We start from the raw sequence: 22,421 nt of genomic DNA on the forward strand, positions 1-22,421 counted from the left end.
CAAAACGCTTGATTATAGGGCAAACCGGCTGGTGGAGCCGGCGCCGGAGGCGCGCGGCCTGAAGCGTGCGCGTGCCGAGTGGCGCGGCAGGCTTCGGTCGGACAGGGTCAATGTCGCCCGGTGCCTTCGATGAGCGCGTCGACGCCGTAGGCGCGCGCGAGGCTGGCGAGCTTCGGGGGAAGATTGAGGATGTCGAGGGTCGCGCCGCGCGCTTTCGCGGCACGTTGCCATGCGAGCAGCACGGCGAGCGCGGACGAGTCGAACTGCGTCAGCGCCGCGCAATCGACGGCGGTGGCACCCGCGCCGATGCGCGCGAGACCGTCCGCGAGCGCGGACTTCGCGCTCGCGACGGTCAGAGAGGAGCTGGCTGCGAAGCCGCTCACGACGCCTGCTTGCCGGCGGCAAGTTCCTGGTTGCGCTGCGTCAGGAACTTGATCAGACCATCCACGCCGCTTTGCTGGATCTTCTCGTTGAACTGCTGCTGGTACGTCTGGATCAGCCACGCGCCGAGCACGTTCAGGTCATACACCTTCCAGCCGTTGGCCGTCTTGTACAGGCGGTAGTCGATCTGGACCGGCTGGCCGTTGTTCATCGCGACCGTCTTCACGACGACGTCGGTGTCGGCCGGATCGGCGCGGAACGGCGGGTACTGGATCTGCTGATCCGGCTTCAGTTGCGCGAGCGCGCCCGAATACGTGCGGATCAGCAGCAGCTTGAACTGCTCCTGAACCTGCTGCTGCTGCTCGGCCGACGCCGTGCGCCAGTTGCGGCCCATCGCGAGCTGCGTCGTGCGGCGGAAATCGGTGTACGGCAGGATGTCCTTGTTGACGATCGTAATGATGCGGTTGGTGTCGCCCTGCTTGATCGTCTGCTGCTTGACCTCGTCGAGCACCTGCTGCGTCGCCGTCTTGATCAGCGACTGCGGGTTCGACTGGTCGACTTGCGCGTGAGCTGCGCTGCCGAACGAGAACAGCGCCGCGAAAACGGGGATCAGGAACAGTTTTTTCATCATAGTGACCTGCATGAAGAGTCGATGCAAAGGTTGGAGCCGGTAGCTTACGCGCAAGTTCGCGCGCGCTACCGACTGAATCGTTTCGGGCTGTAACGAATGTAAGTTGGTCAGTGCAGCTTGATGCTCGGGAAGCGGATCCCGCCCGGTGCGGGCGGCGTCATCTGCATGGCCGGCACGTTCGTCGCGCTGGCCGGGTTCGGCGCTTCGGCGCTGCCCGACGCCGGTGCAGCAACGGCCGCACCCGAGGCACCGGCCGGTGCCGTCGCGCCGCCGACTGCCGCGGCACCCGCCGTACCGGCCGCGCCGGCTGCCGCCGGTGCCGCGCCATCGTCCGGCAGGTCGTACTTCGGCAGCGCATCGTTGCTCGACGTCGTCGAGGCCTCGCCACGTGCGTTGTCGATCAGCATCTGGCGGCGCTGCAGGTATGCGTTGCGCACGAACGAATACTTGTCGAGCGCCGCGGCATCCAGCACGTCACCCGCGCCGAGCAGGTTCGCACGCGTGTTGACGAGGTTCACGCCGAACAGGCCCCAGCTCAGGCCGTCCGGCTTCACGTAGGTGAGCGGGTTGCCGACGTAGTCGACGCCGAGGCCGGCCGTATCGCGCACCGTGCTCGGTCCGAGCAGCGGCAGCACGAGATACGGGCCCGACGGCATGCCGTAGCGGCCCATCGTGATCCCGAAGTCGGCCGTGTGCTTCGGCAGTTTCGCGATCGTCGCGACGTCGAACAGGCCGCCGACGCCGAACACCGTGTTGATCACGACGCGCATGATGTCGCCGACACCGTCCGCGACCCGCAGCTGCACGATGTTGTTCGCCGCGATATAGACGTCGCCGATGTTCGAGAAGAAGTTCGTCACGCTGTCGCGCACCGGCTGCGGCACCACGTACTGGTAGCCCTTCGCGACCGGCTTCAGCGCGTACGTGTCGACCGTGTCGTTGAACTTGTACATCGTCCGGTTGAAACCTTCGAGCGGATCGCCCTTGGTCGGCGTCTGCACGGTCGCGCAACCGCTCAACGCGGCGACTGCCGCCACGGCGAGCGCGGCGTGCCTGATGCGGATCGTCTGCATGGTCATTACCCTCTTGTCTTTCTCTCGTGTGGTTATTGGGCGGCCGAACCGGACACCGCGGACGCCGGCACCGCGACCGGCGCGGGTGCGGCAGGTGCGGCCGGCGCTGCCGATGCGCCGGCGGCCGGCTTCGCACCGCCCGCGTCGGCTGCCTTGCTGTACAGGAACTGGCCGATCAGGTTCTCGAGCACGATCGCCGACTGCGTCATCGTGATCGTATCGCCCGACTTCAGCATTTCGGTGTCGCCGCCCGGATCGAGGCCGATGTATTGCTCGCCGAGCAGGCCCGACGTCAGGATCTTCGCCGACGAATCCTTCGGGAACGGGTACTGGCCATCGATATCGATCGTCACCAGCGCCTGGTAGGTGTTGGGATCGAAGCCGATCGCCTTCACGCGGCCGACCACGACGCCCGCACTCTTCACGGCTGCGCGCGGCTTCAGCCCGCCGATGTTGTCGAATTTCATTCGCACCGAGTAGGTCGGCTGAAACGACAGCGAACTCATGTTGCCCACCTTGAGCGCCAGGAATAGCACCGCAAGGAAGCCCACCACCACGAACAGGCCGACCCAGAAGTCGAGAGCAGTCTTTTTCATCGTCATCCCAAAATTTGGCTTGGCTGAGGCTTAGCTGAACATCAGCGCGGTCAGCAGAAAATCGAGGCCGAGTACGGCGAGCGACGCGAACACGACCGTCTTGGTCGTCGCGCGCGACACGCCCTCGGGCGTGGGCTTCGCTTCATACCCCTGAAACAGTGCAATGAAGGTCACGGCGAACCCGAACACGATGCTCTTGACCACGCCGTTGCCGACGTCGGCCCACACCTGGACCCCGCCCTGCATCTGCGACCAGAACGCGCCCGGATCGACGCCGATCAGCACGACCCCGACGAAATAGCCGCCGAGCACGCCGACCGCGTTGAAGATCGCGGCAAGCAGCGGCATCGCGATGATGCCGGCCCACAGGCGCGGCGCGATCACCGTCTTGATCGGGTCGACGGCCATCATCTCGAGCGCGGTGAGTTGCTCGCCGGCCTTCATCAGGCCGATCTCGGCCGTGAGCGACGTGCCCGCGCGGCCCGCGAACAGCAGCGCGGTCACGACCGGGCCGAGTTCGCGCACGAGCGACAGCGCGACCAGCAGGCCGAGCGCCTGCTCGGACCCGTACCGGTTCAGCGTGTAGTAGCCCTGCAGGCCCAGCACGAAGCCGACGAACAGGCCCGACACGGCAATGATCACGAACGAGTAGTTGCCGAGGAAGTGGATCTGCTTCGTGACCAGCCGCGGCCGGCGCAGCAGCGGGAAGAATTCCAGCACGAGGCGCACGAACAGCCGCGTGCCGTAGCCCGCGCGCTCGAGGCCGCCGATGACGTAACGTCCGATCGCGCTGATCATGCGCGCCCTCCACCGAGCCCGAAATCCGCTGCGAGCGGCGGGCTCGTGTAATGAAATTTGAACGGACCGTCCGGCGCGCCGTCGATGAATTGCCGCACGCTCGGATCGGTCGACGCGCGCAGCTCGTCGGGCGTACCCTGCGCGAGCACGCCGCCGTTTGCCAGGAAATACACGTAATCGGCGATCGCGAACGATTCCGGCACGTCGTGCGTGACGAGGATCGACGTTGCGCCGAGCGCCTGGTTCAGCGTGCGGATCAGGTTCGCGGTGATGCCGAGCGAGATCGGGTCGAGGCCCGCGAACGGTTCGTCGTACATGATGAGTTGCGGATCGAGCGCGATCGCGCGCGCGAGCGCGATGCGACGCGCCATCCCGCCCGACACCTCGGACGGCATCAGGTCGCGCGCGCCGCGCAGCCCGACCGCGTTGAGCTTCATCAGCACGAGGTCGCGGATCAGGTCTTCCGGCAGGTCGGTATGCTCGCGCAGCGCGAACGCGACGTTCTCGAACACCGACATGTCGGTGAACAGCGCGCCGAACTGGAACAGCATGCCCATCTTGCGGCGCAGCGCGTACAGGCCGTCGCGCGTCTGCGCGCCGACGTCGGCGCCGTCGAACAGCACCTGGCCGCGGCGTGCGCGCACCAGGCCGCCGATCAGGCGCAGCACGGTCGTCTTGCCGCAACCCGACCCGCCCATGACAGCGACGACCCGGCCGCGCCCGAAGCGCATGTTCAGGTTCGACAGGACGAGGCGGTCGCCGTAGCCAAAGTCGACGTCGCGAAGTTCCAGCAGTGTGTCGGGAGGAGTGGGGCTCACGGAGCTGACATTCCTTTTACGCAGAACGCCGAATTATAGGGCCTGCCTTGGAATGATGTCGTGAAGCCGTTCCGGGCCCTGCGGTCAATGATTGTCAAATTGTCGGGCAAAGTATTGCTGCAATGCAACAATCGCCGCCCGATAATCGCTGGCACCCGTGACCGCACTGACGACCGCGACGCTGCCGACGCCCGTCGCCAGCACATCCGGCAACGCGTCGAGCCCCACGCCGCCGATCGCGACAAGCGGCGCCCGCGTCCCGGCGAAGCGTGCGTAGCGGGCGATCCGCGCGAGGCCTTGCGGCGGCGCCGCAACTGCCTTGGTCGCGGTCGCGTACACGGGACCGAGCGCCAGGTAGCTCGGGCGCTCGTGCAATGCGCGCAACATTTCGTAATATCCGTGGCTCGACAGCCCGAGCCGCAGGCCGGCGCGCGCGATCGCGGCCAGGTCGGCCGTCTCGAGGTCCTCCTGGCCCAGATGTACGCCGTACGCACCTTCTTTTACCGCGATCTTCCAGTGATCGTTGATGAACACGCGCGCATCGGGATAACGGCGCCCGGCCGCGACCGCACGCGCGATTTCGCTGCGCAGCGCGTCGGGGGTCGCGCCTTTCACACGCAGCTGCACGGTCCGCGCGCCGCAATCGAGCACGCGCTCGACCCATTCGGCGTCGGGGACAACCGGATAAAGGCCGAGCTGCGCGGGGCATGGCGGGAATGCCGGCTCCGGCGCGGCGGCCAGGCCGGCGCCGCGCGGGAACCGCGCGGCGTCGACCGGCCACGCATCCGCGCCGCGCGTTTCGTCGCCGTCGCGCCACGCCAGCGCGAGCACCAACGCGTCGATCGGCGCGAAACCGCAATCGAGGAACGCGGCGAGCGCCGCAATCCAGTCGTCGGCGAGCGGATGCGCGGCTTCCAGCGCGTAGCGCACGCCCGCGGCATGCAGCGCCGCGCCGTGCTCGTCGAATTCGATCGCGACCGCATCCGGCGCCGCGGGGCGCGATGCGGCCGACGCGCGCGCCTGCGCGGCACGGTCGCCGGCCGACACGATCAGCACGTCGCCGTCGGCCGGCACGTCCGGCGCCGCGACGCACAGCCGCCGCGGATTCGTGCCTGCCGGCCAGTCGCCGAGACGCGCGCGAATCCGCTCGGCCGCTTCGGCCAGCTCATCGGCGGGCGGCCAGAATGCGTCGGCGAAGCGCGCGCTCATGCACCGCCTCCGTCCTGGTGCCAGAACGGCATCCCGACGACCGGCGTGCTCGCATGCGCGGTCTCGCGCGCATCCATCGGCCCGGCGAGGTAGGCCGCACGGCCGGCCTCGACACCCTGCGCGAACGCGCGCGCCATGATCTCCGGATGCGTGGCCTGCGACACGGCCGTGTTCAGCAGCACGCCGTCGAAGCCCCACTCCATGACCTGGCACGCGTGCGACGGCACGCCGAGCCCGGCGTCGACGATCAGCGGCACGTCCGGCAGCCGCTCGCGCAGCACGCGCAGCCCGTACGGGTTCACGACGCCCTTGCCGGTGCCGATCGGCGCGCCCCACGGCATCAGCGCCTCGCAGCCGACGTCGAGCAGGCGCCGGCCGATCACGAGATCCTCGGTGCAGTACGGCAGCACCTTGAAGCCGTCCTTGACCAGTTGCGCGGCTGCCTCGATCAGCCCGACCGGGTCGGGCTGCAGCGTGTAGTCGTCGCCGATCAGCTCGAGCTTGATCCAGTCGGTGTCGAAGACCTCGCGCGCCATGTGCGCGGTCGTCACCGCCTCGGCGACGGTCTGGCAGCCGGCCGTGTTCGGCAGCAGCGGCACCGCGTGACGCTTGAGCAGGTCGAAGAAGCCGGCCTCGGCGGTGCCGCCCGTCATCTGGCGGCGCAGCGCGACCGTCACCATCCCGGGGCGCGACGCGGCGATCGAGTCGGACAGCGATTGCAGCGACGGATAGCGCGACGTGCCGAGCAGCACGCGGCTTGCGAAGGTTTCACCGTACAGCGTCAGCGCGTCGGCGGATGTGAGGGACGTCATGTCGTTTTCCTGGAAGAGCGGGGGACGAACCGGCGGCGCTCAGCCGCCCGCGACGGGGTGCACCACGTCGAGCTTGTCGCCCGTCGCGAGCGCGCGCGCCGCATGCTGCGTGCGCGCGACGAAATTGCCGTTCAGCGCGACCGCGTACGGCGGACGTGCGCCGTATGCGGCGAGCGCGTCGGCCACCGTCGCGCCATCGGGCAGCGTCAGGGTCTGTTGGTTGATCTGGATATCCATGAGGCTGGGTCGAATTCGGTGGGCGGCGCGCGTCAGGCTGGCTGGCGCGCGTCGTCGCGGTGATGAAGGAGCGTCGGCCAGCGCGCGGCATCGCGCCATGCGACGAACGCATCGGCATCGGCGAACGTGCCGCCGAGCGCGGCTTGCGCGAACGCGGCCGCCGCATGCGCGACCTCCGGCGCGATCATGAAGCCGTGCCGATACAGGCCGTTGACGGCGAGCGTCGTCGCGCCGTCCCAGATCACCGCAGGGCGGTGGTCGGGCAGCGTCGGGCGGCACTGCGCATTGAGTTCGAGGATGCGCGCCTCGCCAAACGCCGGATGCACGGAGAACGCCGCGCTCAGCAGTTCGAGCGCGGAGCGCACGCTGACGGGCGACATGTCCTCGCCCTCCACCTCGGTCGCGCCGATCACGTACAGGTCATCCTGTTTCGGCGCGATGTACAGCGGATAGCGCGGATGCAGCAGCCGCACGGGCCGCGTGAGCCCGATGCCGGGCGCGCGCACGCGCGCGACTTCGCCGCGGATGCCGCGCAGCGCGGGCAGCGCGGGTTTCGCGCCGAGCCCGCGGCAATCGATCGTGAAATGCGCGTCAGGCCGGTTCGCATCGTCGATCGTCGCGTGCCAGTGCAGTTCGACCCCGCGCTGCGCGAGGCCCGCCGCGAGTGCGCGCAGCGCCTGACGGTTGTCGAGCTGACCTTCGCGCGGCAGCATCAGGCCGCGCGCGAAGCGCCCCGCAAGCGCGGGCTCGGCCGCATCGACCTGCGCGCCGGCCAGCGCGACGAAGCCGCCGTCGAACAGCTCGGCCGGCGCATTCGCGCGCACGCGCCGCTCGAACAGCGGCGCCTCCGCGCGATCCGCGTGATGCCAGACGACGAGCGTGCCGCGATGCTGGAAGAACACCGGTTCGGGCAGTTCCGCGAGCCATTGCGGCCAGCGCGCGAGCGATGCGGCACCGAGCTCGGTGATCAGCAGCTCGGCACTCGCCGCCTCGGCGAGCGGCGCGAGCATCGCGGCCGCGACCCACGCGGCCGACTGCTCGCCGTCCGGGCCGCCGCGCTCGTACAGCGCGACGCGATGCCCGTCGCCCGCGAGCCGCCAGGCGATCAGGCGGCCGACGAGGCCGCCGCCGAGTACCGCGAAATCCGGCCGGGAAGCGTGGACGTTCATCGCGCGCCCTCCCCGCAAACCGAGCCGGCCCGTGCGACGGACGTCGACGCGCGCGCGCCGTCCCGTGCCAGCGCACACGACAGCGGTTCGGGAACAGCGCAAAAAACTGAAGATTGAGCGGTCATCATTCCTTCCGTAACGCGCAAAGCGCGTACCCAAAAGGACGAAACCGGCAGCAAAGGCCGGCCGGGCGGGACTCGGGCGCTGACCATGTGGGATGGCAGCCAGCGCGGCCCGGCGGGATCAGAAACTTCCCTCGCCGGTATTACCCGGATCGGGTGCGAAGGGTCTTTCTCAGCCTCGCCGCGTTGCCCGGAATAACCCGTCGGCCGCGCTCGAAGCACCCCTGTTTCGTCGTCGGCCATTAGACCATAAAAGCGGAAAGCGCCGCAAACTGTCCCCTTGCGGCAAATTCGCCGTCGCGACGCGCCGCTCTGGCACAATGCCCGCAGGCCGGCCGCGCGAGCGGCCGGTTGCCGCGTCACCGCCGGCCTTAAGTGCCGTTTAAGACGCGCGGGCCACCATCCGGACGCCCGCCGTCAGTCGGCACCTCGTCCCGGCATGCCGTATCGCGGCGCGCGCCCGGCTTCGCCCGGCCCGCGCGCCGGCTACTCATCAGGAAGCACATGACCCAATCGATCGATCCCGTCCGCTCCGCCTCCGACGCGCCGCAGGACGAGCGCCCGGTATCCGCGTGGAGTCTCATCAAGCCCTACTGGGTGTCGTCCGAATGGAAAGTCGCATGGGGGCTGCTGATCACGATCATCGCGATCAACCTCTGCGTAGTCTGGATCAACGTCAAGCTGAACAAGTGGAACGCGCAGTTCTACAACGCGCTGCAGTCGAAGGACGTCCACGACTTCCCGAACCTGCTGATGCAGTTCTCCGCGCTCGCGTTCGGCTTCATCATCCTCGCGGTGTACGGCCGCTACCTGCGGCAGATGCTCGGGTTCCGCTGGCGCCAGTGGCTCACCGACCGCTTTCTCGGCCAGTGGCTCGGCGATCGCGCGTTCTACCGGATCGAACGCGACCGCCTCGCCGACAACCCCGACCAGCGGATCACCGACGACCTCCAGTCGTTCGCGACGACGACGCTCGCGCTGTCGCTCGACCTGCTGTCGACGGTCGTCACGCTCGTATCGTTCATCACGATCCTGTGGTCGCTCGCCGGCGCGCTGACGGTGTCGCTCGGCGCGACGCCGATCGCGATCCCCGGCTACATGGTGTGGGCAGCCGCGCTGTACGCGGTGGTCGGCTCGCTGATCATCCAGAAGGTCGGCCACCCGCTCGTGTCGATCAACTACCAGCAGCAGCGCGTCGAGGCCGATTTCCGCTTCGGGCTGATTCGCGTGCGCGAGAACGCCGAGCAGATCGCGTTCTACGAGGGCGAGAAAACCGAAACCGGCAACGCGCAGAACCTGTTCATGCGCATCCGCGACAACTGGTGGCGCGTGATGAAGTACACGAAGCGCCTCACGTTCGTGCTGAGTTTCTACGGGCAGATCGCGATCATCTTCCCGCTCGTCGTCGCGGCGCCGCGTTATTTCGCGGGCGCCTTCTCGTTCGGCGTGCTGATGCAGATCTCGTCCGCGTTCGGCACCGTCAGCGATTCGTTCTCGTGGTTCATCAACAGTTACTCGACCCTCGTCGAATGGCGCGCCACCGTCAACCGTCTGCGTGAATTCAAGCGCGTGATGGGCACCTCGCACCTGAAGGAAAGCCTGTCGCCCGCGACCGAGCACGGCGGCATCAACCTGCACTACGTCGACGCCGCGAAGCTGTCGACGTCGTCGCTGAAGCTCGCACTGCCGAACGGCAACGCGCTCGCGAACATCGGCAACGTGACGATCGAGCCCGGCTCGCGCTGGCTCGTGATCGGCAAATCGGGTTCCGGCAAGAGCACGTTCATGCGCGCGATCGCGGGCCTGTGGCCGTTCGGCGACGGCGCGATCGACGCGCCGGTCGGCGCGCGGATGATGTTCGTGCCGCAGACGAGCTACCTGCCGATCGGCTCGCTGAAGGCTGCGCTCACCTATCCGGCCGCGCCCGACGCATTCACCGACGACGCGTGCCGCGACGCGCTGCGCGCGTGCCGCCTCGAAGACTACGTCGAGCGCCTCGACGAGACCGGCCACTGGACGCGCGTGCTGTCGCCGGGCGAACAGCAGCGTCTCGCCGGTGCACGCGTGCTGCTGCACAAGCCGGACTTCCTGTTCCTCGACGAAGCGACCAGCGCGCTCGACGCCGACAACGAAGCGCGGCTCTATCACCTGTTCGCCGAGCGGCTGCCGAAGGCCGCGATCGTCAGCATTGCGCACCGCGAGTCGCTGGCCGCGTTCCATGTCGGCACGATCAACGTCGAGCGTGTGAACGACAACGACAAGGTCGCGGCGTGAGCGCACGCGCCGCGCACCTCGCACGGATCGCGCTGATCACCGGCGCAGGGTCGGGGATCGGCGCGGCGCTCGCGCGGCGGCTGGCGGCACCCGGCACCGCGCTGGCGCTGCATGCGCGCGGCGCCGACGACGCAGCCCGCAAGCGGCTCGACGACGTTGCCGCCTCCTGCACGGCGGCAGGCGCGGAATGCGTGACGCTCACCGGCGATCTCGCCGAAGCCAGCGTCGCCGCGGCACTGGTCGACGCGACCGTCGCGCGCTTCGGCGGGCTCGATCACCTCGTCGCGAACGCCGGCTTCGCGGCACGACAGACTTTTTCCGATCTTTCGCCCGACACGCTCGCGTCCGCGTTCGCGGCGATGCCCGGCGCGTTCTCCGCGCTTGCGGGCCGCGCGCGGCCGCTGCTCGAGGCGTCGGCGGCACCGCGCATCGTCGCGGTCAGTTCGTTCGTCGCACACCGCTACCGCGCCGATGCGCCGTTCGCGGCGACCGCCGCCGCGAAAGCCGCGCTCGAATCGCTGGTGCGCACCGCGGCAGCCGAGTTCGCCGCGCACGGCATCACCGTCAATGCGGTCGCCCCCGGCTTCACGCGCAAGGATCACGGCCCGAGCGCCGGCAATGCGGCTGCGTGGGCTCAAGCCGAACAGGCGACGCCGCTCGGCCGGATCGCCGAACCCGACGACGTCGCCGCACTGATCGCGTTCCTGCTGTCGGACGCCGCGCGGCAAATCACCGGCCAGGTCGTGCACGTCGACGGCGGCCTGACGCTCTGACGCGTCAAACATACTGCTCCTCGAGCACCAGCCATTCGCATCGCGACGCGTCGCCGATCGCTACCGTTTCCCGCACCACCCTGCATCGACCATTTTGGCGCCCCGCAGCGCGCCCGTAGAATGGTTGCCACACGGCAGCACGCCAGGCAGCACGACACGAACCGACACGGAGATGGCGAGATGCAGGCAATCCAGTGGTTTCACGAACTGTCGACGCGCGAGCGCAGGACGCTGTACGCCGGTTTCGGCGGCTACGCGGTCGATGCGTTCGACTTCATGATCTACTCGTTCCTGATTCCGACGCTGATCGCCTCGTGGGGGATGACAAAGAGCGAGGCAGGGATGATCGCGACGAGTTCACTGATCTCGTCGGCGATCGGTGGCTGGGCCGCCGGCATCCTCGCCGACCGTTACGGCCGCGTGCGCGTGCTGCAGTGGACGATCGCGACGTTCGCGCTGTTCACCTGCCTGTCCGGTTTCACGCATTCGTTCTGGCAACTGCTCGCCACGCGCACGCTGCAGGGCTTCGGCTTCGGCGGCGAATGGTCGGTCGTGACGATCATGATGGCCGAGACGATCCGCTCACCCGAGCACCGCGCGAAGGCGGTCGGCACCGTGCAGAGCAGCTGGTCGTTCGGCTGGGCCGCGGCCGCGATCCTCTACTGGGCGTTCTTCGCGCTGCTGCCCGAGCAGATCGCGTGGCGCGCGTGCTTCTGGATCGGCATCGTGCCCGCGCTGTGGATTCTCTACATCCGTCGCAACGTCAGCGATCCCGACATCTACACGGCCACCCGCCGCGCGCGCGACGAAGGCCGCGTGTCGGGCCACTTCCTCGAGATCTTCGCGCCGCAACACCTGCGCGCGACGCTGTTCGGCAGCGTGCTATGCACCGGCATGCTCGGCGGCTACTACGCGATCACGACGTGGCTGCCCACCTACCTGAAAACCGTCCGCCACCTGTCCGTGTTCAACACGAGCGGGTATCTCGTCGTGCTGATCGTCGGCTCGTTCGTCGGTTATGTGGTCGGCGCGATCCTGTCCGACCGGCTCGGCCGGCGCGCGTCGTTCATCCTGTTCGCGGTCGGCTCGTTCGCGCTCGGCATGGCGTACACGATGCTGCCGATCACCGACACCGCGATGCTGCTGCTCGGCTTCCCGCTCGGCATCGTCGTGCAGGGCATCTTCGCGGGCATTGGCGCCTACCTGTCCGAGCTGTATCCGGGCGCCATCCGCGGGTCGGGCCAGGGCTTCTGCTACAACCTCGGCCGCGGGCTCGGGTCGTTCTTCCCGATCCTCGTCGGCTCGCTGTCGCAGACGATGTCGCTCGTGAAGGCGATCGGCCTCGTCGCGGGCGCCGGCTACCTGCTCGTGATCGTCGCCGCGCTCGTGCTGCCGGAAACGCGCGGCAAGTCGCTCGTCGACGATCCGGCCGTCGTGTCCTGAACGCCCTCCCTCCGGAAACCGCATGCATGTGATCGTTCTCGGCGCCGGCGTGATCGGCGTCGCCACCGCGTGGCACCTGCGCGAAGCGGGCTGCGACGTCACCGTGATCGAGCGCGAGGCCGACGTCGCGCAGGCGACGAGCCTCGGCAACGCGGGCGTGATCGCGCCCGGCTACGTGACGCCGTGGGCTGCACCCGGGATGCCCGGCAAGATCCTCAAATACCTGTTCAAGCCCGCGTCGCCGCTGATCTTCCGGCCAACGCTCGATGCCGCGCAGTGGCGCTGGATCGCGCGCTGGCTGCGCGAATGCGAATTCGAGCGCTTCCGCGTGAACAAGCAGCGAATGCAGCGCATCGCGTACTACAGCCGCGCGTGCCTGCATGCGTTTCGCGATCGTCATCCGTTCGACTATGGCGCGAGCCGCGGCTACCTGCAGCTGCTGCGCGGCCCGTTCGACGTCGAGATGGTGCAGCCCGCGCTGAAGGTGCTGCGCGACGCCGGCATCGCGTTTCGCGAACTCGACGCGGCCGGCTGTACCGCGATCGAGCCGGGCCTGCGCTGGGCCCGGCAAGCGCCCGTCGGCGGCATCTACCTGCCCGACGACGAAGCCGGCGACTGCGCTCGCTTCACGCGCGAACTGCGTGCGCTGTGCGAAGCGAACGGCGTGACGTTCCGCTTTCGCACGGCGGTACAGGCGCTCGATGTCGAAGCCGGCAAGGTGCTCGGCATACGGATCGTCGGAGAAAACGCCGACGAGTCGCAGGATCGGGGGCGACCGGATCCACTCGCCTCGAATGACGGCGGCACGCACCGCGACGCGCGGCTCGCCGCCGACGCGATCGTCGTCGCACTCGGCGTCGACAGCGCCGGCCTGCTGCGGCCGCACGGCATCGACGTGCCGTTGTATCCGGTGAAAGGCTACTCGGCGACGCTGGCCGTCGTCGACGATGAAAAGGCACCGCGCGCCGCCCTGATGGACGAATCGCTGAAGACGGCAATCACGCGCTTCGGCCCGACGCTGCGTGTAGCGGGCACGGCGGAGCTCGGCAACCGGCATGCGGCGCTGCGCCAGCAAGCGCTCGATACGCTGATGAAGGTGCTCGACGACTGGTTCCCGCAAGCGGCCGATCGCGCGTCGGTGCGCTTCTGGGTCGGCCGCCGGCCGATGACGCCCGACGGGCCGCCGCTACTGGGGGCGAGCGGAATCGGCGGACTCTGGCTGAACGTCGGCCACGGGTCGACCGGCTGGGCGATGTCGATGGGTTCGGGGAAGGTGCTGGCGGATCTCGTCACGGGGCGGGAACCGGAGATCGATCTGGCTGGGCTGACGCTCGCGCGCTACGGGCGGTAGCCTGGACTGAAGGCAGCAGCGTCGAAGCGCCGCGCCGGAACAGCTGCGTGGAGCCTGACGAGAATGGCGGCCGTTCGCCGTATGTCGCCGGAACGCTTCATTGCGCCCCCGCGCCGTCCGCCCGCGCAATCGGCGCCGACACGATCGGCCGATGCGACACGCCTTCGTTCGACAGCCGGCTTTCGAACAGCGTGAGCGCGTCGAACCGCAGCGCGACCGGCCGCCCCACCGCGCCGCCGTGCGCCGGCTGCCCGACCGCGTCGTGCGGCAGCCGCGCGAGCGTTACGTGCGGACGGAACGGCCGCCGGTCGGCCGGCACGCCGAGCTCGCGCAATGTTGCCGACAGCGCGGCATTCAACGCCTCGCATGCCGGCACGGCAGCCAGTTCCGCGACGATCAGCCGGGCGCGCGGCAGGCTCGGCCACCACGCGATCCGTTCGACCGGCATCGACGGCAGCGGATGCGCGGCCGCGAGCGCCGGCATGCACGCGGCCAGTGCGTCGCAGCGCGCCCGTTCGATCGCGCCGACGAACGCAAGCGTCACATGCAGCTGTGCGGGCAGCGGACGCCGCGCGCCTCGGGTGACCGGCAACGCATGCAGCGCATCGCGCGACGCCGCATCGGGCATCAGCGCGACAAACACGCGCAGCCGGTCACCGTTCATGACGCGCGCACCGCCACGCGCACGGTATTGTCCGCATCGGCCGCGGCCGGACGCTGCGGCAGCGGGCCGTGCTCGCCCCACACGTCGGGCGGCGGCACATTCGCGAGTTCCGGGATCATGTTGCGCGTAAACACCGGATCGGCGACACCTTCCGCGCGCTGGCGACGATAATCGCGCCATGCCGCGTGCGCATGCTTGCCGAGCGCGAGGATCGCGACCAGATTGATGATCGCCATCAGCCCCATGCTCGTATCGGCCACCGCCCACACGAGCGGCAACTGCCCGACGCTGCCGGACATCACCATACCGGTGCCGAGCTCGTACTGGCCCGACAGCAGGATCACGAATGCGGTCGCGCTGCAGATCACGATCGTGTCGACGAACACGCCGGGCATCCGGATCAACCCTTGCACGAATGCTTCCATCCAGAGTCCTTGTAAATGGCGTCGGTCATATGCGGCAACCGCGCGAACACGGCCGAAGGGGCGCCATGACATGACCGTTTCCAACGAACATTACAAAATGAAAGATAACAGGATCGTGGAAAATCGACGCCCGATGTGATCAGGTTAGGCGACGCCTCGGGAAAATGACGAGGGATGCGGCAACCGCGAACACGCGCGAGCGGAACCGGAGGCTGGCTGGCCGACATCGGCACCAGCAGGTGCCGACCATAAAAAAACCGAGCGCCCTTTCGGACGCCCGGTTGTCATCGAAACCCGCTCGAGCGATTCAGCTCAGCGCGGCAGTTCCGAATGCCCCATCAGGTACGCGTCGACCGAGCGCGCGCACTGGCGGCCTTCGCGGATCGCCCAGACGACGAGCGACTGGCCGCGACGCATGTCGCCTGCCGCGAACACCTTGTCGACCGACGTGTAGTACGAGCGATCGCCTTCGGTCGCCGCACGTGCGTTGCCGCGCGCGTCCTTCGCGACGCCGAACGCCTCGAGCACGGTGGCTGCCGGCTGCGTGAAGCCCATCGCGAGCAGCACCAGGTCGGCCTTCATCTCGAACTCGGAGCCCGGCACTTCCTGCATCTTGCCGTCCTTCCATTCGACGCGCACCGCGATCAGCTTCTCGACCTTGCCGTTCTTGCCTTCGAGACGCTTCGTCGCGACCGCCCAGTCACGCTCGCAGCCTTCTTCGTGCGACGACGACGTGCGCAGCTTGATCGGCCAGTACGGCCACACGAGCGGCTTGTTTTCCTCTTCCGGCGGCTGCGGCAGTAGCTCGAACTGCGTGACCTGCTTCGCGCCGTGACGATTCGACGTGCCGACGCAGTCCGAACCCGTATCGCCGCCGCCGATCACGATCACGTGCTTGCCCTTCGCGAGCAGCTGGTCGACGAGCTTGTCGCCCGCGTTCACACGGTTCTGCTGCGGCAGGAAGTCCATCGCGAAATGGACGCCGGCGAGCTCGCGGCCCGGCACCGGCAGGTCGCGCGGCGTTTCCGAACCGCCCGCGATCACGACCGCGTCGAACTCTTCCTTCAGCTTCTCCGGCGAAATGGTTTCCTTCGCGAGGCTGCCGATCGACTCGGGCAGCGGATCCTTGCCGATGAACACGCTGGTGCGGAACGTCACGCCTTCCGCTTCCATCTGGCGCATGCGGCGATCGATCAGCCACTTCTCGAGCTTGAAGTCGGGGATCCCGTAACGCAGCAGGCCGCCGACGCGATCGTTCTTCTCGAACACCGTCACGTCGTGGCCCGCACGCGCGAGCTGCTGCGCGGCGGCGAGGCCGGCGGGGCCCGAACCGACGACCGCGACCTTCTTGCCCGTCTTGTTCTCGGCCGGCAGCGGCTTCACCCAGCCTTCCGCCCAGGCCTTGTCGATGATCGCGTGCTCGATCGACTTGATGCCGACCGGATCGTTGTTGATCCCGAGCGTGCATGCCGCCTCGCACGGCGCCGGGCAGATGCGGCCCGTGAACTCGGGGAAGTTGTTGGTCGAATGCAGGACTTCGATCGCCTGCTGCCAGTCCTGGCGGTAAACGAGATCGTTGAAGTCCGGAATGATGTTGTTGACCGGGCAGCCGTTGTTGCAGAACGGGATGCCGCAATCCATGCAGCGCGCGCCCTGCGCCTTCGCGTCCGCGTCGGTCAGCGCCGCGACGAATTCCTTGTAATGCTTCACGCGCGTGAGCGGTGCTTCGTACGCCTCGTGGCGGCGTTCGAACTCCAGAAAACCGGTTGCCTTGCCCATAAGGTGCTCTTCTGTTCGGTGTATCGGGTGGGGGAGCCGCGCGCGGCAATCATGCGCGCGCGGCATTCGCTATGTCGTTCGTCGCTCAGGCGGCCAGCACTTCCTTCGCCGCCTTCTTCGCACCGATCTCGCCTAGCGCGCGCTTGTATTCGTGCGGGAACACCTTCACGAACTGGCGGCGCGCCGCGTCCCAGTTTTCCAGCAGCGACTTCGCGCGCGGCGAACCCGTGAACTGGAAATGACGCTCGACGAGCCCCTTGAGCAGCGCTTCGTCCGTCGTGCCTTCGTGCCAGAGCGCGCGGTCGACCGTGCGCTCCTGCTCGGCCTGCTGCAGCACCGGCTCGAGCGCGACCATCGACTTGTTGCACTTAGCCGCAAACGTGCCTTCCGGATCGTAGATGTACGCGAGACCGCCCGACATGCCGGCCGCGAAGTTGCGCCCGGTTTCGCCGAGCACGACGACCGTGCCGCCCGTCATGTATTCGCAGCCGTGGTCGCCCGTGCCTTCGACGACCGCCGTCGCGCCCGAGTTGCGCACGCAGAAGCGCTCGCCCGCCACACCGCGGAAGAACGATTCGCCTTCGATCGCGCCGTACATCACCGTGTTGCCGCAGATGATGTTTTCCTCGGACTTGCCGCGGAAGTCGTTGGTCGGACGGATAATGATCCGGCCGCCCGACAGGCCCTTGCCGACGTAGTCGTTGCCGTCGCCGACGAGGTCGAGCGTCACGCCCTTCGCGAGGAACGCGCCGAAGCTCTGGCCGGCCGTGCCCTTCAGCTGGATGTGCACCGCGTCGTCGGACAGGCCGTCGTGGCCGTGCTTCTTCGCGATCACGCCCGACAGCATCGCGCCGACGGTACGGTTCACGTTGCGCACCGGCTGGATGAACGACACGTGCTCGCCATTCTCGATCGCGGCCTTCGCTTTTTCGATCAGCACGTGGTCGAGCGCGCGCTCGAGGCCGTGATCCTGCACGTCGACGTGACGCGGTGCGACGTCTTCGCACTCTTCCGGCTGGTAGAACACGCGCGAGAAGTCGAGGCCCTTCGCCTTCCAGTGCTCGATGCCCTTGCGGGTGTCGAGCAGGTCGGCACGGCCGATCAGGTCGTCGAACTTCGCGACGCCGAGCTGCGCCATGATCTCGCGCACTTCCTCGGCGACGAAGAAGAAGTAGTTCACGACGTGCTCGGGCTGGCCCTTGAACTTCGCACGCAGCACCGGATCCTGCGTCGCGACGCCGACCGGGCACGTGTTCAGGTGGCACTTGCGCATCATGATGCAGCCCTCGACGACGAGCGGCGCCGTCGCGAAGCCGAATTCGTCCGCGCCGAGCAGCGCGCCGATCACGACGTCGCGGCCGGTCTTCATCTGGCCGTCGGCCTGCACGCGGATGCGGCCGCGCAGGCGGTTCAGCACCAGCGTCTGCTGCGTTTCGGCGAGGCCGAGTTCCCACGGCGTGCCTGCGTGCTTGACCGACGACAGCGGCGACGCACCCGTGCCGCCGTCATGGCCGGCGATCACGACGTGATCGGCCTTCGCCTTCGCGACACCGGCCGCGACCGTGCCGACACCGACTTCCGACACCAGCTTCACGGAGATGCTCGCGCTCGGGTTCACGTTCTTCAGGTCGTGGATCAGCTGCGCCAGATCCTCGATCGAGTAGATGTCGTGGTGCGGCGGAGGCGAGATCAGGCCGACGCCCGGCACCGAGTAACGCAGCTTGCCGATGTATTCGGATACCTTGTGGCCCGGCAGCTGGCCGCCTTCGCCCGGCTTAGCACCCTGCGCCATCTTGATCTGGATCTGGTCGGCCGACGCGAGGTACTCGGCCGTGACGCCGAAGCGGCCCGACGCGACCTGCTTGATCTTCGAGCGCAGCGAATCGCCGTCCTTCAGTGGAATATCGCTGACGATTTCATCGCCGATCACCGACTTCAGCGTCTCGCCCGACTTGATCGGAATGCCGCGCAGTTCGTTACGATAGCGCTTCTCGTCCTCACCGCCTTCACCGGTGTTCGACTTGCCGCCGATCCGGTTCATTGCGATCGCGAGGGTTGCGTGCGCTTCCGTGCTGATCGAACCGAGCGACATCGCGCCCGTCGCGAAGCGCTTGACGATGTCCTTCGCCGACTCGACGTCGTCGATCGGGATGGCCTTGGTCGGCTCGACCTTGAACTCGAACAGGCCGCGGAACGTCATGTGACGCTTGGTCTGGTCGTTGATCAGGTGCGCGTACTCCTTGTACGTCTGGTACGAGTTGCTGCGCGTCGCGTGCTGGAGCTTCGCGATCGAGTCCGGCGTCCACATGTGATCTTCGCCGCGCACGCGGTATGCGTACTCGCCGCCCGCGTCGAGCATGTCGCGCAGGACCGGGCTGTCGCCGAATGCATCGCGGTGCAGGCGGATCGCTTCTTCCGCGACTTCGAACAGGCCGATACCGCCGACCTTCGAGGCCGTGCCCTTGAAGTACTTCTCGACGAGGTCGCTCGACAGGCCGAGCGCTTCGAAGATCTGCGCGCCCGTGTACGACATGTACGTCGAGATGCCCATCTTCGACATCACCTTCTGCAGGCCCTTGCCGACCGCCTTCGTGAAGTTGTAGACGGCCTTCTCCGGCGACAGGTCGCCCGACAGGCCTTCGGCCATCTTCGCGAGCGTTTCCATCGCGAGGTACGGGTGCACGGCTTCCGCGCCGTAGCCCGCGAGCAGCGCGAAGTGGTGCGTCTCACGTGCGGAGCCCGTCTCGACGACGAGGCCCGTGCTCGTGCGCAGCCCTTGCTGGACGAGGTGCGAGTGGATCGCCGACGTGGCGAGCAGCGCCGGAATCGCAACGTGCTCGGCGTCCGTCTTGCGGTCCGACACGATCAGCATGTTGTAGCCCGACTTCACCGCGTCGACGGCTTCCGCGCACAGCGATGCGAGGCGCGCCTCGATGCCTTCCTTGCCCCATGCGACCGGGTAGCAGATGTTCAGTTCGTATGCGCTGAACTTGCCGCCCGTGTACTGGTCGATCGCGCGGATCTTCGCGATGTCCTTGAAGTCGAGCACCGGCTGCGACACTTCGAGACGCATCGGCGGGTTGATGTTGTTCGTGTCGAGCAGGTTCGGCTTCGGGCCGATGAACGACACGAGCGACATGACCATGTTCTCGCGGATCGGGTCGATCGGCGGGTTCGTGACCTGCGCGAACAGCTGCTTGAAGTAGTGGTAGAGCGTCTTGTTCTTGTTCGACATCACCGCGAGCGGCGAGTCGTTGCCCATCGAACCGACGGCCTCTTCACCCTGCTGCGCCATCGGCGCCATCAGGAACTTCAGGTCTTCCTGCGTGTAGCCGAACGCCTGCTGGCGATCGAGCAGCGCGGCGCCCTGCGTGCGGCCGGCCGCGACGTCCTCGGCGTTCGGCTCGATCTCGTCGAGCTTGATGCGCACGGCGTCGATCCAGCTCTTGTACGGCTTCGCGTTCGCGAGGTTGTCCTTGAGCTCCTTGTCGTCGATGATGCGGCCGTGTTCCATGTCGATCAGGAACATCTTGCCCGGCTGCAGGCGCCACTTCTTGACGATCTTCGATTCGGGGATCGGCAGCGTGCCGGCTTCCGACGCCATGATGACGAGGTCGTCGTCGGTCACGATGTAGCGCGCCGGGCGCAGGCCGTTACGGTCGAGCGTCGCGCCGATCTGGCGGCCGTCGGTGAACGCGATCGCGGCGGGGCCGTCCCACGGCTCCATCATCGCGGCGTGGTATTCGTAGAACGCGCGGCGGTTCTCGTCCATCAGCGTGTGCTGTTCCCACGCTTCCGGGATCATCATCATCACCGCGTGCACGAGCGGGTAGCCGGCCATCACCAGCAGCTCGAGACAGTTGTCGAACGATGCCGTGTCGGACTGGCCCGGGTAGATCAGCGGCCACAGCTTCGGAAGATCATCGGCGAGCACGTGCGACGCGATCGCGCCGGTACGCGCGTTCAGCCAGTTCACGTTGCCCTTCACGGTGTTGATCTCGCCGTTGTGCGCGATCATCCGGTACGGGTGAGCGAGTTCCCATGCCGGGAACGTGTTGGTCGAGAAGCGCTGGTGCACGAGCGCGAGCGCCGACACGACGCGCTCGTCCTGCAGGTCGCGGTAGTACACGCCGACCTGGCCCGCCAGCAGCAGCCCCTTGTAGACGATCGTGCGCGCCGACATCGACGGCACGAAGTATTCCTTGCCGTGCTTGAGCTTCAGCGCCTGGATGCGGTGGCTCGCGGTCTTGCGGATCACGTACAGCTTCCGCTCGAGCGCGTCCGTCACCATGATGTCCTTGCCGCGGCCGATGAAGATCTGGCGGATCAGCGGCTCGCTCGCCTTGACCGTCGGCGAGATCGGCATCGCGTGGTCGACCGGCACGTCGCGCCAGCCGAGCACGACCTGGCCCTCTGCCCGCACCGTCCGCTCGAGCTCCTGCTCGCACGCGAGACGCGACGCGTTTTCCTTCGGCAGGAAGATCATGCCGACCCCATATTCACCGGCCGGCGGCAGCGTCACGCCCTGCTTCGACATTTCCTCGCGATAGAACGCGTCCGGAATCTGGATCAGGATGCCGGCGCCGTCACCCATCAGCGGATCGGCACCGACCGCGCCACGGTGATCGAGGTTCTCGAGGATCTTCAGACCCTGCTGAATGATCTCGTGGCTCTTCTTGCCCTTGATGTGAGCGACGAAACCGACGCCACAGGCGTCATGTTCGTTTTGCGGGTCGTACAGACCTTGTGCGGCGGGCACCGCGGCGAGCGGCTTCTGGTGGTCGTTCATGGGGACACCGTCGTAAAGGGGCCTCGAGGGCCGTTGAACCATTTTTTTGTTGCCGTCGATCCCGCTCCCGACGGGAGACGGCACGGCCGACAGTGGTTGGGCGAGCTTCGCCCAGGCCACCGGAATTCGGAATATACGCGACGAATCAAAGGAATAGCAACAAAAACCGCATGATCGAACCCCAATTAAACGGATGCCTCTATCTGGTGCCATTTTATTGGGGCTGTATCGACTTGGTGCAAAAAGAAGCGGCGCCCGCAGCGCCGCCTCCTGAACCGCCGTTCCTGCATTACTGCTGGATCGGCGGTGTGTTTTCACGCACCTTTCTGGGGCGTCCGCGCGGCAGCGGCGACACGCGGCGATTCGCGGTGCGCGCCGCCCACTCGCGGTAGTTCTCGCCGCCGAGCACCCAGCCCTTGAGCGTCGCCTGCTGGAGCTGATCGGCCTGCCGTTCGTCGAGCGGCTGTTCGCACAGCTCCTTGTACGCGCGCTGACGGTCGAACGGCGTGTTGCCGAGCGCCCAGTAGAGCGGATGGTCGGTGATCAGGCTGTCGACGGTGAGCCCGACGTGGTGCCGGTAGCTCGACCAGCGATAGGCCTCGGGCGTCGCGGCCAGCTGCGAACGCACGGGACTCATCTCGACCACGCGGCTCGCGAGCAGGAAATAGCGCTCGCCTTCGATCACGGTCGCGCGATAGCGGCCTTCCCACAAGGTGCCGCGGCGCGAGTAGCGCCGGTTGAAATGCGCGACGTAGCGGCGACCGACCGCCTGCATCGCCTTCGGCAGGCTCGCCTCGTCGCTCGGCGTCACGAGAAGCTGCACCTGACGCGGGAGCAGCACATAGGCATGTACCGAAAGATGGTGATCGCGTGCCGCGGCCTTCAGACAATCGATGAAGAGTTCGTAGTCCTGGTCGTCGACGAACGCGGGTTGCTGATCCAGGCCGCGCAGTATCACGTGCTGCGGCTGGTCGGGAACGTAGAGTCGTGCTAACCGTGCCATGCTGAATGTCCGTTTGAACGCGTTAGGAAATACCCGGAGGTCCGAAATTGCGCACCTGCGTAGAATGCCTGTCC

At 67.5% G+C, this 22,421-nt stretch carries 18 protein-coding genes, 1 pseudogene and 1 riboswitch; of the genes and pseudogenes, 4 read left to right on the plus strand and 15 right to left on the minus strand.

The features are described from left to right. Positions 1-107 precede the first annotated feature (107 nt). From DIE15_RS27510 to DIE15_RS27555, 10 genes are all read right to left on the minus strand, one after another. Entirely contained in the window at positions 108-383 is a 276-nt protein-coding gene (locus DIE15_RS27510; protein ID WP_057924773.1) for a lipid asymmetry maintenance protein MlaB, read from the minus strand. Then, entirely contained in the window at positions 380-1,009 is a 630-nt protein-coding gene (locus DIE15_RS27515; RefSeq protein WP_057924839.1) for a phospholipid-binding protein MlaC, read from the minus strand. Before DIE15_RS27515 ends, DIE15_RS27510 begins: the two co-directional genes overlap by 4 nt. A gap of 110 nt (positions 1,010-1,119) precedes the next feature. After that, positions 1,120-2,085 carry a VacJ family lipoprotein gene (locus tag DIE15_RS27520; protein ID WP_124834846.1) on the minus strand — a complete coding sequence of 322 codons (966 nt, stop codon included), beginning with the start codon at positions 2,083-2,085 and terminating at the stop codon, positions 1,120-1,122. 32 nt (positions 2,086-2,117) lie between these two features. Then, on the minus strand, positions 2,118-2,687 hold the full coding sequence (mlaD, locus tag DIE15_RS27525; protein ID WP_057924775.1) for an outer membrane lipid asymmetry maintenance protein MlaD: 570 nt from the start codon (positions 2,685-2,687) through the stop codon (positions 2,118-2,120). Positions 2,688-2,711: 24 nt separating this feature from the next. Continuing rightward, positions 2,712-3,479, minus strand: coding sequence for a lipid asymmetry maintenance ABC transporter permease subunit MlaE (mlaE, locus tag DIE15_RS27530; RefSeq protein ID WP_057924776.1), 768 nt, complete (start codon positions 3,477-3,479; stop codon positions 2,712-2,714). Next, positions 3,476-4,297, minus strand: a complete 822-nt coding sequence (locus DIE15_RS27535; RefSeq protein ID WP_124834825.1) for an ABC transporter ATP-binding protein — start codon at positions 4,295-4,297, stop codon at positions 3,476-3,478. The genes mlaE and DIE15_RS27535 overlap by 4 nt, the downstream gene beginning before the upstream one ends. An 84-nt stretch (positions 4,298-4,381) precedes the next feature. Continuing rightward, the gene (gene thiE, locus DIE15_RS27540) at positions 4,382-5,506 is read right to left on the minus strand and encodes a thiamine phosphate synthase (protein ID WP_124834826.1); all 1,125 of its coding nucleotides are present in this window, start codon (positions 5,504-5,506) and stop codon (positions 4,382-4,384) included. After that, positions 5,503-6,318, minus strand: coding sequence for a thiazole synthase (locus tag DIE15_RS27545; protein ID WP_039322226.1), 816 nt, complete (start codon positions 6,316-6,318; stop codon positions 5,503-5,505). The genes thiE and DIE15_RS27545 overlap by 4 nt, the downstream gene beginning before the upstream one ends. Positions 6,319-6,357: 39 nt before the next feature. Beyond that, positions 6,358-6,555: a sulfur carrier protein ThiS gene (gene thiS, locus DIE15_RS27550; RefSeq protein WP_014898319.1), complete on the minus strand. Its 198-nt coding sequence runs from the start codon at positions 6,553-6,555 to the stop codon at positions 6,358-6,360. 32 nt (positions 6,556-6,587) lie between these two features. Beyond that, positions 6,588-7,724: an FAD-dependent oxidoreductase gene (locus tag DIE15_RS27555; protein WP_057924778.1), complete on the minus strand. Its 1,137-nt coding sequence runs from the start codon at positions 7,722-7,724 to the stop codon at positions 6,588-6,590. Between the two features lie 234 nt (positions 7,725-7,958). Next, a riboswitch (TPP riboswitch) is annotated at positions 7,959-8,082 on the minus strand. A 268-nt stretch (positions 8,083-8,350) separates the two neighbouring features. Here DIE15_RS27555 and DIE15_RS27560 point away from each other — a divergent pair. The 4 genes from DIE15_RS27560 (at position 8,351) to DIE15_RS27575 (ending at position 13,687) form a co-directional block, all read left to right on the plus strand. After that, complete coding sequence (locus DIE15_RS27560) at positions 8,351-10,120, plus strand: ABC transporter ATP-binding protein/permease (RefSeq protein WP_057924779.1); 1,770 nt, start codon at positions 8,351-8,353, stop codon at positions 10,118-10,120. After that, positions 10,117-10,893 (plus strand): SDR family NAD(P)-dependent oxidoreductase, encoded by a 777-nt coding sequence (locus tag DIE15_RS27565; RefSeq protein ID WP_124834827.1) that lies wholly within the window; start codon positions 10,117-10,119, stop codon positions 10,891-10,893. Before DIE15_RS27560 ends, DIE15_RS27565 begins: the two co-directional genes overlap by 4 nt. 180 nt (positions 10,894-11,073) lie before the next feature. Continuing rightward, positions 11,074-12,336 (plus strand): MFS transporter, encoded by a 1,263-nt coding sequence (locus tag DIE15_RS27570; RefSeq protein WP_057924781.1) that lies wholly within the window; start codon positions 11,074-11,076, stop codon positions 12,334-12,336. Positions 12,337-12,358: 22 nt separating this feature from the next. Continuing rightward, positions 12,359-13,687 (plus strand): D-amino acid dehydrogenase, encoded by a 1,329-nt coding sequence (locus DIE15_RS27575; RefSeq protein ID WP_124834828.1) that lies wholly within the window; start codon positions 12,359-12,361, stop codon positions 13,685-13,687. 97 nt (positions 13,688-13,784) lie between these two features. On the opposite strand, the gene thpR is transcribed toward DIE15_RS27575, so the two are convergent. The 5 genes and pseudogenes from thpR to DIE15_RS27610 all read right to left on the minus strand — a co-directional run bounded on the left by thpR (position 13,785) and on the right by DIE15_RS27610 (position 22,347). Then, a complete protein-coding gene (thpR, locus tag DIE15_RS27580) occupies positions 13,785-14,351 on the minus strand; it encodes an RNA 2',3'-cyclic phosphodiesterase (RefSeq protein WP_057924783.1) in 567 nt (188 codons plus the stop codon). After that, a pseudogene (locus DIE15_RS27585) lies at positions 14,348-14,761 on the minus strand (alanine:cation symporter family protein); the annotation flags it as partial. The gene thpR and the pseudogene DIE15_RS27585, both read right to left, overlap by 4 nt. Positions 14,762-15,088: 327 nt before the next feature. Further along, positions 15,089-16,555: a glutamate synthase subunit beta gene (locus tag DIE15_RS27595; protein ID WP_124834830.1), complete on the minus strand. Its 1,467-nt coding sequence runs from the start codon at positions 16,553-16,555 to the stop codon at positions 15,089-15,091. Between the two features lie 85 nt (positions 16,556-16,640). Next, positions 16,641-21,344 carry a glutamate synthase-related protein gene (locus DIE15_RS27600; protein WP_124834831.1) on the minus strand — a complete coding sequence of 1,568 codons (4,704 nt, stop codon included), beginning with the start codon at positions 21,342-21,344 and terminating at the stop codon, positions 16,641-16,643. Between the two features lie 289 nt (positions 21,345-21,633). Continuing rightward, the gene (locus tag DIE15_RS27610) at positions 21,634-22,347 is read right to left on the minus strand and encodes a transposase (RefSeq protein ID WP_057924787.1); all 714 of its coding nucleotides are present in this window, start codon (positions 22,345-22,347) and stop codon (positions 21,634-21,636) included. Positions 22,348-22,421 lie beyond the last annotated feature (74 nt).

It is taken from the genome of Burkholderia sp. Bp9031 (genome assembly GCF_003857965.1).
In the GTDB taxonomy this organism is placed as follows: domain Bacteria; phylum Pseudomonadota; class Gammaproteobacteria; order Burkholderiales; family Burkholderiaceae; genus Burkholderia; species Burkholderia ambifaria_A.

Bases quoted from the DNA above. Each gene is read 5' to 3' on its own strand.
- thpR (WP_057924783.1), bottom strand. From the start codon at position 14,351: ATGAACGGTGACCGGCTGCGCGTGTTTGTCGCGCTGATGCCCGATGCG.
- mlaD (WP_057924775.1), bottom strand. From the start codon at position 2,687: ATGACGATGAAAAAGACTGCTCTCGACTTCTGGGTCGGCCTGTTCGTG.
- DIE15_RS27575 (WP_124834828.1), top strand. From the start codon at position 12,359: ATGCATGTGATCGTTCTCGGCGCCGGCGTGATCGGCGTCGCCACCGCG.
- DIE15_RS27595 (WP_124834830.1), bottom strand. From the start codon at position 16,555: ATGGGCAAGGCAACCGGTTTTCTGGAGTTCGAACGCCGCCACGAGGCG.
- DIE15_RS27600 (WP_124834831.1), bottom strand. From the start codon at position 21,344: ATGAACGACCACCAGAAGCCGCTCGCCGCGGTGCCCGCCGCACAAGGT.
- thiE (WP_124834826.1), bottom strand. From the start codon at position 5,506: ATGAGCGCGCGCTTCGCCGACGCATTCTGGCCGCCCGCCGATGAGCTG.
- DIE15_RS27610 (WP_057924787.1), bottom strand. From the start codon at position 22,347: ATGGCACGGTTAGCACGACTCTACGTTCCCGACCAGCCGCAGCACGTG.
- DIE15_RS27515 (WP_057924839.1), bottom strand. From the start codon at position 1,009: ATGAAAAAACTGTTCCTGATCCCCGTTTTCGCGGCGCTGTTCTCGTTC.
- DIE15_RS27570 (WP_057924781.1), top strand. From the start codon at position 11,074: ATGCAGGCAATCCAGTGGTTTCACGAACTGTCGACGCGCGAGCGCAGG.
- DIE15_RS27545 (WP_039322226.1), bottom strand. From the start codon at position 6,318: ATGACGTCCCTCACATCCGCCGACGCGCTGACGCTGTACGGTGAAACC.
- DIE15_RS27555 (WP_057924778.1), bottom strand. From the start codon at position 7,724: ATGAACGTCCACGCTTCCCGGCCGGATTTCGCGGTACTCGGCGGCGGC.
- DIE15_RS27560 (WP_057924779.1), top strand. From the start codon at position 8,351: ATGACCCAATCGATCGATCCCGTCCGCTCCGCCTCCGACGCGCCGCAG.
- thiS (WP_014898319.1), bottom strand. From the start codon at position 6,555: ATGGATATCCAGATCAACCAACAGACCCTGACGCTGCCCGATGGCGCG.
- mlaE (WP_057924776.1), bottom strand. From the start codon at position 3,479: ATGATCAGCGCGATCGGACGTTACGTCATCGGCGGCCTCGAGCGCGCG.
- DIE15_RS27520 (WP_124834846.1), bottom strand. From the start codon at position 2,085: ATGCAGACGATCCGCATCAGGCACGCCGCGCTCGCCGTGGCGGCAGTC.